This window comes from Parviterribacter multiflagellatus (assembly GCF_056863265.1).
Genome location: NZ_JBXPIZ010000003.1, coordinates 427,301 through 443,114 on the forward strand (window position 1 = coordinate 427,301; position 15,814 = coordinate 443,114).

The window sequence follows — 15,814 nt, forward strand, 5'->3', positions numbered from 1 at the left end:
CGGGCTAGGCCAGGAGGCCGTCGACCAGGCGGCCGAGGAGCTCGCGCAGGTCCTGCCGCGGGCTCGGCGTGTCGCTGCTCAGCTCGGCGAGCATGAGGCCGTCGAGCGTCGCGGTGACGATGCGGGCGGCGCCGCGCGGGTCCTCCGCGCCGGCGGCCTGGAGTACGTCGCGTATGACGTCGGCGTACGCCTCGGTCCACTCGCGCTCGACGCCGCGCAGCTCAGGGCGGCGAGCGGCCTCGAGCCACAGGGCGAACGAGGCCATCGTCGCCGGGCGGTGGTCGTCGAGCTCGTCGGCGATCAGGTCGGCGAACGCGGCGCCGATGCGCTTGGACGGCAGGTCGCGGAACGCGCTCGTGAGGGTGCGGAGGCGGTCGACGTCGCGGATCGCGGCGAGCCGGTAAGCCTCGAGCAGCAGCTCGTCCTTGGAGGAGAACCAGTACGTCGTCGCGGCGAGCGGGAGGCCGGCCTCGGCGGCGACGCGCCGGTGCGTGACCGCGCCGGGCCCCTCGGCGGCGATCACGCGCAGCGCGGCCTCGAGCAGCAGGCCGCGGCGCGCCTCGCCGCGGAGGGGACGATCGGGCGCCGCGGCGTCCCGCTGCGCGCTCAATGCGCGCCGGTGAGGTTGAGGCCGACCACCCCGATGATGATGAGCGATATCGACGCGAGCTTCGCGGCCGTGGCAGGTTCGCCGAGCATGGCGACCCCGAACAGCGCGACGAGCGCGGTGCCGGCGCCCGCCCAGACGGCGTAGGCGACGGAGACGTCGAGGTGCTTGACGACGAACGCGAGGAGCGTGAGCGACAGGACGTAGCCGGCCACGACCGCGACGATCGCCGGCCGGTGCCCTTCGCCCGCGGCACGCAGCGCGAGGGTGGCGGAGACCTCGGAGAGGATGGCGATTGTCAGAAGGATCCAACCCATGATTGGTACAAGTGTACCGTAGTCGGTACATCTGTACCGAAATCGTCGTGGATGGACCGGCGGCCGGGGTGGGTAGCGTGCCGGCATGCTCGCCAGGGGCCGTCTCGCCGTCGCCGCCGCGTCCACCCTCGCCGCCACGCTGGCCGCCGCCGCGCCGGCCGGTGCGCTCCCGCTCGAGACGCCGACCGTGCGCGCGACCGGCCTGTCGACGCCGTGGGCGGTCGCGGTCGCGCCCGACGGGCGCGTGTTCGTGACCGAGCGGGCCGGGCGCATCCGGCTGCTCGCGCCCGGGGGAGGGGTGACGCCGACGACGGTCTTCGAGGACACGACGGGCGTCACCGTGCGGAAGTTCCTCGGGCTCGCGCTCCACCCGGGCTTCGCGACGAACCGCCTCGCGTACCTCTACGAGACGTACACCTCCGGCGGCGTCGACCAGAGCCGCATCCTGCGCCTGCGCGACGACGGGACGCGCTTCGTCTTCGACCGCGTGATCTTCGACGGCATCGCGTCGGACCTCAACCACGACGGCGGCCGGATCGCGTTCGGCCCCGACGGGAAGCTCTACGCGACCACCGGCGACATCCACGAGCCCGCGCGCCCGCGCGACGTCACGAACCTGAACGGCAAGATCCTGCGCCTCAACGCGCCGGGGGACGCCAGCGACGGCACGGCGCCCGCCGACAACCCGTTCGCGGGCGGCGCGGGCGGGGCGCCGTTCGTGTGGTCGCTCGGCCACCGCCACCCACAGGGCATCGCGTGGGACGCGGAGGGGCGCCTGTGGGAGACCGAGCACGGCCCGAGCGGCGAGGCGCACGCGCCGGCCGGCGCGAACAACGGCCGCGACGAGCTCAACCTCATCGTCAGGGGCGGCGACTACGGCTGGCCGGCCGGCGCGGGCGACATCGTCCCGCCCGGCACGATCGCGCCCGTCGTGCACAGCGGCCCGGCCCCCGCGTGGGCGCCCGGCGGCCTGGCGTACGGCGCCGACGGCCTCCTCTACGCGCCGATGCTCAACGGCACCGGCCTGCGCGTCTTCGGCACGGACGCGAACGGCGCCCTCACGACGAACACCGAGCTGTACGACGGCACCTACGGCCGCATGCGCGCCGCGACCGCCGACGGCCCCTTCCTCTGGCTCACGACCGACAACGGCCGCGTCCTGCACGTGCGGATCGCGCCCGACCCGGTGACCCCGCCGACCCCGCTCACCCCCGCTCCGCCCACGGCAGGCCCGGGCACGACACCGCCAGGGCCGCCGCCGGAGATCACGCGCGCGCTCCTGGCCGAGCGCCTGGTCACCCGCGGCACCAGCGCCCTGCGCCGGCTCGGCCTCCGCGGGCTCCTTCGCCGCGGCTCGTTCACCGTGAAGATCGGCGGCCTGGGCACCCGCCGCGCGACCGTGCGCCTGCAGGCGGGCCGCGCGACCGTCGCCCGCGGCGTCGCCCAGCCCGGCACCCGCGCGACCGTTGCCGTGCGCGTGCGGCTGACGCAGCAGGGCCGTCGCCTGCTGCGCCGCCGCTCCGCCATCACCCTCACGCTCCGCACCGACGTCCTCGCGCGGGGCGCGAAGAGCGGTGCGGTCGACCGCGCGAGGGTCCGTCTGCGTCGTTAGCGCCGCACGTCCTCGCAGTCCGCGGCGACCTCGTCCTCGGTCCCCGCGAAGACGATGTCGACGCCCTCGCCGCACGACACGCGGTCGACGCCGCGCGCGACGACCGAGACGCGGTCGTTGCCCTCGTCGCCGGCGATCGTGTCGTCGTCGAGGCCGCCCTCGAGCCGGTCGTCGCCCGGCCCGCCGTTGATCGTGTCGTTGCCGCGGTCGCCGATCAGGTAGTCGTTGCCCTCGTTGCCGAGCAGGAGGTCGTCGTCGTTGCGCCCGTGGAGCTCGTCGTTCCCGGGCCCGCCGCGCAACGTGTCGTTGCCGTTCTCGCCGTCGACGTAGTCGTCGCCCTCCTGGCCGTAGAGGTCGTCGTTGCCGTCGGAGCCGAGCAACGTGTCGTTGCCCACGGTGCCGAGGAGCGTGTCGTTGGCGAGCGTGCCCGCGATGACGTTCGTCGTCGGCGGGGCGTCGGTCGACGGCTCGGCCGGGATGCGGATCACGGTCTCGCACCGCGTCAGCCGATCGCGCGTCGGCGCGTCCTCCTCGACGTACACCGTGTCGCGGCCCGGCCCGCAGTCGACCTCGTCGGCGTTGCCGTCGGCCACCCGGATCGCGTCCGCGCCGTTGCCGCCGCTCACCTCGTCGGCGCCCGGGCCGGCGGTGATCTCGTCGCCGCCGTTGCCGCCGCTGAGATAGTCGTCGCCGGAGCCGCCGTCGAGCGAGTCCTGCCCGTCGGCGCCGAAGATCGTGTCCTTGCCGGCGTCGCCCTTGATGCCGTCGTCGCCCTCGCGGCCGAAGAGCCGGTCGCCCGCGGTCCCGCCGTCGACCGTGTCGTTGCCGGCCTCGCCGTCGATCAGCTCGCTGCCCGGGCCGCCGAGGAGCGTGTCGTCGCCCGGCCCGCCGTTGATCTCGTCGGTGCCGCGGTGGCCGTTGATGTAGTCGTTGCCGGGGCCACCGTCGAGCTGCGGGTCGTTGCCCAGGCCGCTCTCGTTGATCTTGTCGTCGCCCTCGCCGCCGAGCACCGTGTCGTCGCCGTCGCCGCCGTCGAGGTAGTCGCTCTCGGTGCCGCCGTCGAGCGAGTCGTCGCCGGTGCCGCCGAACAGCGAGTCGCCGCCCGGGCCGCCGCTGAGCAGGTCGTTGCCCGACTGCGACGCGAGCCGGTCGTTGCCGTCGACGCCCGAGAGCTGGTCGTTGCCGACGCCGCCGTCGAGCCGGTCGTCGCCGAGGCCGCCGTCGAGCACGTCGTTGCCGCGGAAGCCGGAGAGCCCGTCGTTGCCGCCCATCCCCTGCAGCCGGTCGTCCTGCCGCGTCCCGCGCAGGATGTCGTCGCCCTCGGTGCCGATGAGCACGGCGAGCCCCGGCTGCACCGCCAGCGCGGTCGGCCGCTTGCTCGCGCCGAGCTTCTGCATCGTCAGGCGGCGGTAGGAGAAGCCGCTGAGGACCGAGATCGTGCCGTCGCTGCGGTCGGCGACGTAGAGGCGCGAGCCGTCGCTGACGTACGCCGGCACGCCCGGCCCGCGGCCGACCCGGACGCGCTGCGAGACGCGCCCGCGGCTGAAGTCCACGATGCCGACGACGGTGTCGTCGCCCGCCGCGCCGACCGCGCCGAACTTCCCGCTGGGGGACACCGCGAGCCCGCCGCCGAGCTTCGGCCCGAGGCCGATCCGCGCGATCGGCCGCGCGCTGATGCGGTTGAGCGCGATGAGCTGGCCGCCCTTCTTCCGCGCGCGGCTCACCCACGGCGTCCCGCCGCGCCACGCGACGCCGCCGGCGCGGGTGATCTTCGTGCTGGCCGCCAGGCGGGAGCCGACGAGGTCGAGGATCGCCACGCGCGACGAGCCGAGCAGCGCGATCGCCCGCGCGCCGTCGGGGGAGATCGCGAGCTGCGTCGCCGCCACGCCACCCGTGCCGAACCCGCCGATCACCCGCATCGACGCCGCGTCGATCGTCTGCACGCCGCCCGACCGGCCCGCGTAGAGCCGCGTCCCGTCGGGGGTGATCGCGAGCGACGTGACCGACCCGGCGATCGTCGCCGCCGCGGCGATCTGCCGCGTGGTGAGGTCGATCGCGACGACGCGGTTGCCCGCCGCCACGTACGCCGCGGAGCCGTTGGGCGCGACCGCGACCGCGCGCGCCCGGCCGCCGACGGGGATGCGGGCGCTCACGCGGTTGGAGGCGACCTCGGTGAGCGTCGCGTTGCCGTCTCCGGCGGCGACGACCACGACGCGGGCCTCGGCGGCCGCGGCGGCGGTGAGGAAGAGGGCGAGGATCAGGGCGGGGAGGAGGCGGAGGGGGCGCATCACGGAGGGGAACTCGTCCGGGTCAGTGGAGTTGCGGAAGGGCTGACGCGTTAGCTTGCCGGAAACGAGATGAACGACCCCCTCGCGCTCCTCCGCCCCGGCCTGCTGGCCACGCTGCCGGTCGCCCTCGCCGGCCCCGCCCGCTCCGCTCTCGCCGCCGGCCTGGCCGGGCTCGGCGCGCAGCTGGCGCCGCTCGACGCCGACCTCGCCGACGAGGACGCGACCACCGCCGCGGCCGCGCAGCTCGACCACGTCGACGCGCTCGTGGTCGACGCGGGCGCCCGCTTCGCCGCCGCCGCCGACGCCGCGGAGACGGCCGACGAGCTCGCCGCCCTCCGCGCCGCGCTCGACGGCTCCTGGGCCGCCGCCCGCGCGGTCGCCAACGCCGCGTTCATCGGCCCGCAGCGCCCGGGCAAGCTCGTCTTCCTCGCGCCGGGGCCGGACGCGGGCCGCCACGCCCACGCGACCCGCGAGGCGCTCGAGAACCTCGCCCGCACCACCTCGATCGAGTGGGCGCAGTACGGCATCCGCACGGTCACCATCACGCCGGCGACCACGACGAAGGACGACGAGCTCACCGCGCTCGTCGCCTACCTCCTGTCGCCGGCCGGCGACTACTTCTCCGGCACCCGCCTGGATCTGAGCTGAACCGCGCGATCAGGATGCGCGCCGGAGAAGCGGCTCGATCGGCGTCAGCGGCTCGTCCTCGGAGTGGATCGCCGGGCCGTCACGCGTCCAGCTTCCGAACTCGTGCGTGACCGTCCGGATCTCGGCGGTACGCGGGGCGAGCTTGCGTTCGAGGAGCGCTGCGAGCTGCCGGTCGTGCGTCGTGACGACGAGCTGGCGGTGCTCCCGGAGGCGGCGACAGAGGTCGGCGAATCCCAGGACGCTGAGCACGTCCATCGCTTGGAGCGGATCGTCCAGGACGACGAAGGGGAGCGCCGCGTCCCGGGCGTTGAGAGCCATGCCGAGGAAGTACGACAACGCGACGACGTTGAGCTGACCTTCGCTGAACAGCGTCATCGGGTTCGCTCGGACCTGCCGCTCGACGTCGACGACCTCGGGAACGATCTGATTTGCGTTGTAGTAGATGTCCTGCTTCGCGCGGAGCTTGCGGAAGGTCGGATGCGGCGCGAGCCGATCGAAGACCTCGGCGAAGCTCGGCTCGAGCCGCTCCAGCGCGCGGGCGACGATGCGCTCCGCGGCCTTGTGCGCGGCACCGCGGAGCTCCGTGGCCCTCTTGGCTCGATCACGGGCGGCCTCCGCGGCTGTCGTGGCGGTCCCCAGCTCCTCCTTCAGGACGGACACGCGCGCGGCGAGCTCTGACACCTGGCCGCCGACCTCACGGCGGGTCTCGGCATACAGCGTTCGCAACGTGTCGCGGAGCGTCGTCGCATGGCCCGCGAGCGCCGCGGCGGCGGGTGGAGCGCTCCACTCTGCTGTCAGGCTGAACGTGCCGCCGTCCTCGACCGCGGTCCGCAGCGCGGCGGACGCGGCCTGCTCGGCGAGGCGACGCTCCTCCGCTTCGCGGCGGGCAGTCCGCGCGTCAGCGAGCTGCCGGCGCGCCTGGACCACGGCGTCCTGGGACGCGGCGGCGCCCGCTGCCTGCGCTCGGGAGGCTTCGAGCACCTCACGCAGGTGGTCCCGGACGGCCCCCGGATCGATCTCCTGCCCGCAGACCGGGCAGGAGTCGCCCAGCAGCTCGAGCGCCGCCGCGGCCAGCTGGACGCGGGCCGGGGCTCGCGTGAGGGCTTCGGCGGCGCGATGCTCGGCCTGGGTCAGGCTCGCTTCCAGCGCGTCGAGCGACGCGATGGACCCCGCCTCTGCAGCGAGGGCGTCCGAGTGCTGCTCGGCCAGGACCCGGGCGAGGGCCTCGAGTTCGCTCGCGGCCCGCCCGAGCGTGACGAGGTCGTCGATGCTGGCGGGCTTGAGCAGGACCGAGATGCCGTCCGGGAGTCGGCGGAACAGCTCGGTCGCGCGTTCGTGGAGGCGCCGCGCCGCGCCGTCCGGATCCTGCACCGCCGCCTCGGCCTCTGCGAGCGCGATGACCGCGGCCTCGTGCTGGTCCTGCAGTCGCTTCAGGACCTGCTTCGCCTCGCGCTCATCTCGCGCGGCGGCCTTCTGCTCACGGTCGGCGCTCGCCGCGAACGCCGTGACCCGCTGCAAACCGATCACGGACGACAGCCGGGCGTGCATGTCGGCCCCGCTGTCCAGCGCGGCGAGGATCGTGTGCTGCTGGAGAATGCCCCAGGATGTCACGGCGGTCCGGAGCTGAGGCACAGGCAGCCCGCCCAACGTTTCTGCGAGAACCTGGTCCGCGTCGGCGAGCCGGCGCCCTTCTCGCGTCGCATACAGCTCGTGCGCACGGCTCGTCCCAATCCGTTCGAGCTCCAGCTCGCCATGGCCGTCGCGCACGACGAGCTTCACCCGCGCCATGCCGCCGCGGTAGACGTTGACGAGCGGGTCGCTGTCCGGCGTCTTCCGCAGGCCCTTGGCGCGGTTCACGATCCGCGGTACCTCGCCGGTGAGGAGCCACAGCAGGCCGTCTACGACTGACGTCTTTCCGGACCCGTTGTCGCCGCGGAGCAGGACCACGTCCGCGTCGAGGTCGATCGTCTGCTCGTGGGCGAAGCCGCGGAACGACTCGAGGGTGATCGACACGAGGCGTGGCGCGCTCATGGCACACGGACCTCGCCGCTCGCCTCGAAGGCCGCGAGTGCGGCATCGGTGATGTCATCCGGGAGCTCGAGGGCGGCAAGCTCGCCGCGCAGCTCGTCGAGCGGGTCGACGACCTCGAATGCGGCCGAGTCCCGCAGCGGGAGGAGCGGCAGGAGTGCACGATCCAGATCGTCGCGTGACACGGCGGCTCGGACAAGCTTCCGCGCGTAGGCGGTGTCGGCCTCGATCGCCGCGGCCAGCGCCGCCTGCTGAGCGTCCTTGGCTGGTTCGAGGACGTGGCCCACGACGTAGAGGTCCCAGTTTCGTGCCGAAGGTGCTTGACTCGCGACGCGGGTGAGCGCCGCCTGCGCATCGAAGATCCGCTCTTGCAGGTGCTCCCAAGACGACAGCTCGAGGTAGGCGCACAGCGCGTAGGGCGTCTCCGCGAGCACGGCGGGCTGGTCGGCCAGCTCGCCGCGCTCGACCAGGTAGCCCGCGTCGGCGAGGACCGCAGCGACGTCGTCCATGGAGGCTCGCTGGTCAGGCACCGCTACAGCCTCCCATGAACGCCGTCCTCGGCGGAGACGATCTCGATCGACGGCGCAGCTGCTCCGGTGCCGATGTCGGGCCCGGCGGCGGGGTCGGCGGCGATGTCGACCGGAGCGCCCGCCGCTGGGAAGACGCCGCGTGCGTTCGCCACCACGATCGTCACTGTCCGCGCGTCGTAGGTGCACTCGCGCCGCCGCATCTCCACGCGGCTCTCCGCGATCTCGCGCACGTCGCTGATGTGCTGGCCCGGCCGGCAGTGGATCTCGAAGTACCGGGCTGGCGTGGCGACGGTCTGCGTGGACCTGGCTCCCGAAGCCGTGACCTCTCCGCCATCGCGCTCGGCGAGGTGGGCGACGGTCAGCAGCGCGTTCTGGCCGTCCTGGCCGGTGACGAAGGCCGTTCCGTCCTGCGTCTCCGTGACACCGTCGCGCCACCACCGGAGGATGCCGTCGGCCGTCGCCGCTGAGAACGCCTGCCGGAGCTTGGTCATCCCCGCGACCATGCTCGCGGCCCAGGTGTCGTGGGCCGCGAGGGTGGACGCGGCTTGCTCGGTGCTGTCGAGCGCGTCGAGTACGAGAGCGCGGAGCAGCTCGTCGAAGAACTCATCGGCCGCCAAGGCGACGTGGCTCTCCGCCGCACGGTCGCCGAGAGCGCCCGCCCACGCGTCCGAAAGGCTTGGGTCGACGATCCGGACAGTCTGCGCGCCCGATGTCCAGGTCGAGACGAGGTCGGGGAGCGGCTCCTTGACGTAGAGCCCAAGGGTGCCGAGTCCGACGAAGACGACCACCCCGTTGCCGAGCGCATCCTGAGTGCGGGCGACCGCCCACGTTTGGGGACGGTCGACCTCGTCCTGCGTCATGGCCAGCGTCTCGGGACGGGTGGCGCACCCGTGGACCTTGTACACCGCGAGACCGCCGCCGAGCTGCACAGCGTCGCGATCGTTCGCCACGGCGGAGATGGTTGTGCCGATCGCAGTGCCCGCCCGTTCGAACCCGCGATCCCAGTTCACGGAGATGACGCGCGCGAGACCTTCGCGCATGAGGAGGGCGCAGGCCTCGTGCCCGTAGTTCGGCTCCATGCCGGCGAAGTCGAACGTTGCCGCCGCGCGAGTGCGCAGCTCGTCCATGCGTGATGCCTCGTCATCTAGCACCTTCTGGGACAGGTCCTCGAGCGTGCAGGGCTTCAGCTCCTCTTCGGACACTTCGAGGATCCGGGAGACGTACGGCCGCAACCGCTCGGCGACCTGCGGTCCGGTCGGCCCGAGCGATGGCGAACCCATGCTGATTCCAGCTCCGGTGTAGAGCACGAGGCGCCGTTGCTTCGCGGCGGTGACGAGAGGTGCGAGGTCGCCGGCGGGAGCGACGCTGAGCGGTTTCGGGACGTGCATGCTGACGAACGGTCAGCAGAGAAACTACAACGTCTCCGATGGAGGGCGACTCGACCGCGTCCTCAGCTGACCCAGGGCACCTCGACGGAGTCCTCCGCCGGGGCGTTGCGGGCGACGACGTAGGTCGCCGGCTCGGTCTCCGAGAGGTTCTCGAGGACGTGCGTCTCGTGCGGCGGGACGTAGAGGAGGTCGTGCGGCTCGAGCACGACCGACTCCTCCAGCCGCTCGCCCCACCGGATGCGCATCGAGCCGCTCAGCATGTAGCAGGCCGACTCGCACGAGTCGTGGTAGTGGGGGCGCGAGCGCGCGCCGGGCTCCACGCGGAAGACGCCCATGAAGAGCCCGAGCGCGCCGACGGTCGCCGCCGAGACCTCGGAGCCGCCGACGACGCCGCGCGCCGTGCCGTGATCCGGGCCTGGCTTGACGACCTTCATGTCACGTGGTCATGCCCGTGAAGAGGCCGCCGGTCACGTTGAGGACCTGGCCGTGCACGTAGTTCGACCACGGCGAGCAGAGGAAGAACACGCCGCCCGCGGCCTCCTGAGGGGTCGCCGGGCGCCCGAGCGGGATGAGCATCGACGACATGCCGCGCATCTGCTCCGGGATGCCGAGCTGCACCTTCTCGCCGTCGATCTCCATGACGTTCTCGTCGTCCTTGGCCTGGGTCAGGCGCGTGTCGATGAAGCCGAACGCGACCGCGTTGCAGTTGACCTTGAACTGGCCCCACTCCTTGGCCAGCGTCTTGGTCAGGCCGACGATGGCGTTCTTGCCGGCGGAGTAGTTCGCCTGCCCGGCGTTGCCCATCGTGCCGGACGTCGAGGAGATGTTGACGATCTTCCGGAAGACCTCGCGGCCCTCCTCCTTCTCCTTCTTGGCCGGCTCGCGCAGGTGCGGCGCGGCGGCGCGGATGATCCGGAAGGGCGCGACGACGTGGATGTCGAGCATCCGCTGGAACCAGTCGTCGCTCATCTTGTGGATCGGCGCGTCGAGCGTGTAGCCCGCGTTGTTGACGATGATGTCGATCTTGCCCCAGGCGTCGATCGTCGACTGGATCAGCTGATCGGGCGTCGACTCCTTCGTCAGGTCGCCCGCGAAGACCGACGTCTCGCCCGCGATCTCCGACGAGGCCTGCTCGGCGACGTCCTTGTCGAGGTCGTTGATGACGACCTTCGCGCCCTGCTCGCTCAGCAGCTCCGCGGTGGCGCGCCCGATGCCGCGCGCCGACCCGGTGACGATCGCGACCTTGCCGTCGAGGACTCCCATGTGACCACTCCTTCTCAGCCTTCAGCTCCGAAGGGCGGGAACCTACCCGTCCGCTGCCTCCGCCGCGTCGAGCGCCGCCGGCAGCTCCTTGCGGGAGGCGATCCCGAGCTTGGCGTAGGCGTTGGAGAGGTGCCACTCGACCGCCTTGCGGGTCACGACGAGCTGCTCGGCGATCTCGCGGTTGGTCAGCCCGGAAGCGGCAAGCCGCGTCACGCGCAGCTCGCTGGGGCTGAGCGCCGACGGGCCGCGGGCCGTCCGCCGGGGCGGGCGCGCGCCGGCGGCGCCGAGCTCCTCGGCCGCGCGGCGCTCCAGCGCGGCCGCGCCGCCGACGCACGCGAGCGCGAGCGCGATCTCCAGCACCTCCGCGGCCACGGCCCGCCGGCCTGCGCGTCGCAGCGCCGCGCCGTGTGCGACCAGCGCGCGGATGCGCTCCAGCTCCGCCTCGCCGCCGTCCTCCAGCACGGCCAGCGCCTCGGCAGGCCGGCCGAGCGCCCGCAGCGCCGCGGCGATCGCGCCCGGCGCGCCGAACGCCCGCGCGCGCTCGAGCTCCGCGGTCAGCGCCTCCGCGCCCCACGCGTCCTCGCGCGCCGGCGTCCCGACGCGTGCCGCCTCGGCGTCGTCGCCCGCCTCGCGCAACGCCGCGGCGAGGACGGCACGCGCCTCGGCGAGCAGCGCGGCGTCGCCGGCGCCGGCCGCGACCTCCACCGCCGCCCGCGCATCGGCCACCGCGTCGCGCACCCGCGCCGCCGCCAGCCGCACCCGTGCGCGCAGCGCCGTCGCCGCCGCGAGGTCGCGCCGCGCGCCGCCCCGCCGGGCGCGCTCGGCGAGCCGGTCGAGCACCGCCTCGGCACGCGCCAGCTCCTCGGCCGCCAGCAGGACGCGCGCGACGCCGTGGAGCTCCGCCCGCGCCGCGTCGTCGTCCAGCAGGGCGCCGTCCGCGAGCGCGCGGTCGGCCAGCGCCAGCACCGTCGCGCGGGGCGCGCCCGCCCGGAGCGCGCTGCCCGCCAAGGTCGCCAGCAGCGCTCGTCCTGGGGCCGTGGCGGGGAGCCGGTCGTCGGCCAGGAGCGCGTCGAGCGCCGCGCCGGCCGGCAGCTCCCCTGACGCGAGCACGTCCACGACGCGCCGCTCGGCCTCCAGCTGCGCGGCGAGCCCGCCCGACTCGTCGTCCAGCGCCGCGCGCGCCTGCGCGTACGCCTCGCGCGCGCCCGCGTGATCACCCGCGGACACCCGGGTCGCGGCCAGCTCCCGCAGCGTCTCGGACCGCGCCACCGGCGTCGCGACGAGCGCCGCCGCGGCCAGGAACCGCTCACCGGCGGCCGGGCTCCCCGCCGCCGCCTCCGCGCGCCCCAGCTCCACCAGCACCGTGCCGTGCAGCGCGTCCGGCGGCGGCTCGCCCAGCGCCCGGCGCAGCTGCGCGGCGGCGTCCTCCGCCGCGCCCCGGGCCAGCGCCGCCTGTGCCGCCTCGCGCAGCGCCTCGACGACCCACGCGCGCCCGCCCGGCGGGGCCGCCACGAGGTGCCCCGCGAGCCGCTCGGCCGGCGCGCCGTCGGCCCGCAGCAGCTCGGCGGCGCGCAGGTGCGCCGCGCCCCGGGCCGCGTCCGCGACGCCCGCGCCGACCGCCGCCGCGGTCAGCGGGTGGCTGAACGTCAGCGGCTCGCCCGCGCGCAGCACGTCCGCCGTGGCGAGCCGATCGGCCGCGCGCCCGGCGACGTCGAGCTCCAGCCCGGCCAGCGCCGCGGCGTGCTCCAGCCGCGCCTCGCCGCCCAGCACCGAGACCGCCCGCGCCAGCTCGGCGTCGGGGTGGGGGAGCGCGTCGAGCCGGGCGGCGATCGTCCGCAGCACGGCGCGCGGGGCGAGCGCCTCGAGCGCGGCCGCGGCCTCGGCGTCCGGCGTGAGCCCCTCCGCGGCCGCCGCGCCGAGCAGCTCGGTCACGAGATACGGGTTGCCGCCGGTCAGCCGCGCGCACGTCGCCACGAAGGCGGGCGTGGCCGCGCCGGTCAGCGTCCGCTCGACCAGCCGCGCGACCGCTGCCACGCTCAGCGGCGCGGGCCGCAGCGTGGACGTCCCCGAGTGCGCGGCGAGCGACGCGATGACCGCGTCCGAAGGCCCGGGCGGCGCGGCGGCGAGGCGCCGGGCGAGCACGAGCGCGATCGGCTGCCCCTCGATCCGCTGCGCGAGGTAGGCGCAGAACCGCAGCGACGACTCGTCGGCGTGGTGCGCGTCATCGACGAGCAGGAGCAGCGGGCGCTCGGCCGCCAGCGCGCACGTGCGCCGGTGCAGCACGTGGATCGCCGCGTAGTCGAGCGCCGCGCCGGGGCCGGCCGCCGCCAGCGCCGGCGGGCCGCCCAGGGCCGTCGCGAGCAGCTGCAGCGCGACCCCGAACGGCGCGGGGTGCTGCGCCCGGCCGGCCTGCGCGCGGAGCGGCCGCGCGCCGAGGAACTGCGCCGACTCGGCGGCGGCGTCGAGCAGCCGCGACTTGCCGATGCCGGGCGGCCCTTCGACCACGACCACGCGGCCGGCGCCTTCGACGGCGCCGGCGACGGCGGACTCCAGGATCTCGAGCTCGTGGGAGCGCTCGAGCGGGCCGGCGGCCTGCATGCCGCGGCACCATGCACCGTTCTCCGGTGCGCCACAAGACTGAACATCCGTCTACCGCAAGTCCTGGGGCGCGGGCGCGTTCCAGCTGGTGTGATCGCGGGCCGGGTCGGCACCCTCCTCCTCCGCATCGGGCTCGCGACGTGCGCCGTCCTCGTGGGCGCCGCCGCCGCTCCGCCGCTCTAGCGCTAGAGCCCCATCGTCTTCGACAGGATCTCGCGCATGATCTCGTCGGTGCCGCCGCCGATCGGCCCCAGCCGCGCGTCGCGCGCCGCCCGTTCGATCTCGTACTCGCGCATGTAGCCCGCGCCGCCGTGCAGCTGCAGGCACGCGTCGATCAGCTCGAACGACGCCCGCTGCGTGTGGAGCTTGGCCATCGTCACCTCCTGCACCGGGTTCTCGCCGGCGACGAACCGCCGCAGCGCGTCGTAGGTGACGCAGCGCGCGACGTGCTCGGCGGTCTGCAGGTCGGCGAGCTTGTGGCGGACGGTCTGGAAGCCGGTCAGCGGCCGCCCGAACGCGTTGCGCTCGCGCACGTACTCGATCGTCTTGTCGAGCACGAGCCGCATCGCCCCGACCGCGCCGAGCGCCATCAGCAGCCGCTCCCACTGGAAGTTGGCCATGATCAGGGCGAAGCCCTCGTGCTCGCGGCCGAGCAGGTTCTCCTCCGGCACGAAGACGTCCTGCAGCGCGATCGTCGCCGTGTCGGACGCGTGCCAGCCCATCTTCTTCAGCGCGGTCGCCGACACGCCCTCGCTCGCGTTGTCGACGATGAGGAACGAGATGCCGTGGTGCCCGCCTTCGGCCGTCGTCTTCACCGCCGTCACCGTGAACTGCGCGCGGACGCCGTTCGTGATGAACGTCTTCTCGCCGTTGACGACGTAGCCGCCGTCGACGCGCTGCGCGTGCGTGCGGATCGAGGCCACGTCGGAGCCCGCGCCCGGCTCGGTGATGCCCAGCGCCGCGATCTTCTCGCCCTTGATCGCCGGGACGAGGTAGCGCTGCTTCTGCTCCTCGGTGCCGAACTTCCACACCGGCGGCGTCGCGATGCCGATGTGCGCGCCGATGCCCGCGGCCAGCCCGCCCGAGCCGCAGCGCGCGAGCTCCTCCGTGAAGACCGCGTCGGCGAGGTAGCCGCCGTCCGAGCCGCCGTACTCGACCGGGTACTTGAGGCCCAGGTACCCCTGCTCGGCCAGCTGGGGGAACACCGAGTCCGGGAACCAGCGGGCCTCCTCCCACGCGTTGGCGTGGGGCCGGAGCTCCTGCTCGACGTAGCGGCGGACGACCTGGCGGAAGTCCTGGAGCTCCTCGGTGAACGGCGGGGTGGGGACGGGCATCGGCGGACCCTACATCCGCGCCCGTCCCCGGTGTCCGCTCGCGTTCAGCCCTTCTCCGGCGTGTCCTCCGGCGCGTCCTCGGGCTGGCGCGGGTAGAGCGTCATCACGAGCCCGGCCTTCACGAGCTCGCGCCCGTCCTGCGCCGCCGTTGCCGTCGCGCTGATGTCCAGCGCCTCGTGCACGATCTCCATCAGCCGCGCCGCCAGGTGGTCCCACCCGGCCTGGTCGAGCTCGAGCGGCGTGTAGCTGAAGTGGGTGTCGTTGCGGCGCTCGAACTCGCCCGACTCCATCGACTTGGCGACCGAGCGGAACGAGTTGCGGAACCACTCCGCCGACATCCCGCGCCGGGCGCTCTCGGGCAGCGCCTCCCAGTCCTCCTCCTCGAAGAGGACGCGGCGCGTCGCGCGGTAGATGTGCTCGACCGACCCACGCACCGGCCGCAGCTCGACGAGCTCGATGCAGTCGAGCTCCTCGAGCAGCTTGACGTGGTACGCGACGCGGGCGACCGGCGCGTCGAGCACCCGCGACAGCTGCACGGGGCTCGCGGGGCGCTCGTTGAGCCGGATCAGGATGCTGGCCCGCAGCGGGTGGCTCAGCGCCTTGGCCATCCGCGTCGTCGCGTCGAGGTCGCCGCCGCCGAACCCACGGTCGACGACGCCGGTCCCGGATCGCACCTTCCCGCCTCCGACGCTCGTCTTGTCAGTCTCGCTCATTGGTCTCCTCCAACCATCCACGCATCCTGATGCGCGCTCGGTGCAACCGCACCTTGATCGTTCCTTCGGGCTGGCCCAGCAGGCTCGCGAGCTCGGGGTTGGTGAGCTCGAGGTGGTACCGAAGCATCACGAGCTTGCGGTCCTCGTGCGGCAGGTGGCCAAGGACGCGGCGGACGTCGAGACGGGCCGGCACACGATCCACGACCTCGGTCGTGTGCCGGTCCTCCAGGACGACGGTGTCCGCGTCGAGGTGCTCACGCGCGCGGCCGTGGTGCCGCCGGGCCTCGTTGCGGGTGATCGTCAGCAACCAGGCGATGGGCGGTGGGCCGGCGAGCCGGAAGCCGTGGCGCGCGCGCCAGGCCCGCGTGAGGGCTTCCTGGACGACGTCCTCCGCGTCCGCATCGCTGCTCGTGTGTCTCCGCGCCTCGCGGAGACACCGCTGACGTAACGCAGACCAGTCCCACATGTTCGGACTGGTTTGCACCGTA

General features: G+C 74.1%; 14 protein-coding genes. 2 read left to right on the forward strand and 12 right to left on the reverse strand.

Annotated elements, in window-relative coordinates:
• Positions 1-4: 4 nt before the first annotated feature.
• Positions 5-610: a TetR/AcrR family transcriptional regulator gene (locus AC1UE5_RS08915; protein ID WP_482922267.1), complete on the reverse strand. Its 606-nt coding sequence runs from the start codon at positions 608-610 to the stop codon at positions 5-7.
• A complete protein-coding gene (locus AC1UE5_RS08920; protein ID WP_482922269.1) occupies positions 607-924 on the reverse strand; it encodes a DMT family transporter in 318 nt (105 codons plus the stop codon). The genes AC1UE5_RS08915 and AC1UE5_RS08920 overlap by 4 nt, the downstream gene beginning before the upstream one ends.
• 85 nt (positions 925-1,009) lie before the next feature.
• On the opposite strand from AC1UE5_RS08920, the gene AC1UE5_RS08925 reads away from it, so the two are divergent.
• The gene (locus tag AC1UE5_RS08925) at positions 1,010-2,536 is read left to right on the forward strand and encodes a PQQ-dependent sugar dehydrogenase (protein ID WP_482922271.1); all 1,527 of its coding nucleotides are present in this window, start codon (positions 1,010-1,012) and stop codon (positions 2,534-2,536) included.
• Here AC1UE5_RS08925 and AC1UE5_RS08930 read toward each other — a convergent pair.
• A complete protein-coding gene (locus AC1UE5_RS08930) occupies positions 2,533-4,824 on the reverse strand; it encodes a hypothetical protein (protein WP_482922273.1) in 2,292 nt (763 codons plus the stop codon). The genes AC1UE5_RS08925 and AC1UE5_RS08930 overlap by 4 nt on opposite strands.
• Positions 4,825-4,893: 69 nt before the next feature.
• Between AC1UE5_RS08930 and AC1UE5_RS08935 the strand changes: the two genes are divergently transcribed.
• Positions 4,894-5,472, forward strand: a complete 579-nt coding sequence (locus AC1UE5_RS08935; protein WP_482922275.1) for a Rossmann-fold NAD(P)-binding domain-containing protein — start codon at positions 4,894-4,896, stop codon at positions 5,470-5,472.
• A 9-nt stretch (positions 5,473-5,481) separates the two neighbouring features.
• Here the strand turns inward: AC1UE5_RS08935 and AC1UE5_RS08940 are convergent, their stop codons facing one another.
• The 9 genes from AC1UE5_RS08940 to AC1UE5_RS08980 form a co-directional block, all read right to left on the reverse strand.
• A complete protein-coding gene (locus AC1UE5_RS08940; protein ID WP_482922277.1) occupies positions 5,482-7,503 on the reverse strand; it encodes an ATP-binding protein in 2,022 nt (673 codons plus the stop codon).
• Positions 7,500-8,009 carry a hypothetical protein gene (locus tag AC1UE5_RS08945; RefSeq protein WP_482922279.1) on the reverse strand — a complete coding sequence of 170 codons (510 nt, stop codon included), beginning with the start codon at positions 8,007-8,009 and terminating at the stop codon, positions 7,500-7,502. Before AC1UE5_RS08945 ends, AC1UE5_RS08940 begins: the two co-directional genes overlap by 4 nt.
• 23 nt (positions 8,010-8,032) lie before the next feature.
• Entirely contained in the window at positions 8,033-9,418 is a 1,386-nt protein-coding gene (locus tag AC1UE5_RS08950; protein WP_482922281.1) for an SIR2 family protein, read from the reverse strand.
• A 62-nt stretch (positions 9,419-9,480) separates the two neighbouring features.
• Positions 9,481-9,852, reverse strand: a complete 372-nt coding sequence (locus AC1UE5_RS08955; protein ID WP_482922283.1) for a cupin domain-containing protein — start codon at positions 9,850-9,852, stop codon at positions 9,481-9,483.
• A 1-nt stretch (position 9,853) separates the two neighbouring features.
• The gene (locus AC1UE5_RS08960) at positions 9,854-10,681 is read right to left on the reverse strand and encodes an SDR family NAD(P)-dependent oxidoreductase (protein WP_482922285.1); all 828 of its coding nucleotides are present in this window, start codon (positions 10,679-10,681) and stop codon (positions 9,854-9,856) included.
• A 42-nt stretch (positions 10,682-10,723) separates the two neighbouring features.
• A complete protein-coding gene (locus AC1UE5_RS08965; RefSeq protein ID WP_482922287.1) occupies positions 10,724-13,279 on the reverse strand; it encodes an ATP-binding protein in 2,556 nt (851 codons plus the stop codon).
• Between the two features lie 185 nt (positions 13,280-13,464).
• Positions 13,465-14,613: an acyl-CoA dehydrogenase family protein gene (locus AC1UE5_RS08970; protein WP_482922289.1), complete on the reverse strand. Its 1,149-nt coding sequence runs from the start codon at positions 14,611-14,613 to the stop codon at positions 13,465-13,467.
• A 44-nt stretch (positions 14,614-14,657) separates the two neighbouring features.
• Entirely contained in the window at positions 14,658-15,326 is a 669-nt protein-coding gene (locus tag AC1UE5_RS08975) for a helix-turn-helix domain-containing protein (protein ID WP_482922291.1), read from the reverse strand.
• The gene (locus tag AC1UE5_RS08980) at positions 15,313-15,792 is read right to left on the reverse strand and encodes an RNA polymerase sigma factor (RefSeq protein ID WP_482922293.1); all 480 of its coding nucleotides are present in this window, start codon (positions 15,790-15,792) and stop codon (positions 15,313-15,315) included. The genes AC1UE5_RS08975 and AC1UE5_RS08980 overlap by 14 nt, the downstream gene beginning before the upstream one ends.
• Between the last annotated feature and the right edge of the window lie 22 nt (positions 15,793-15,814).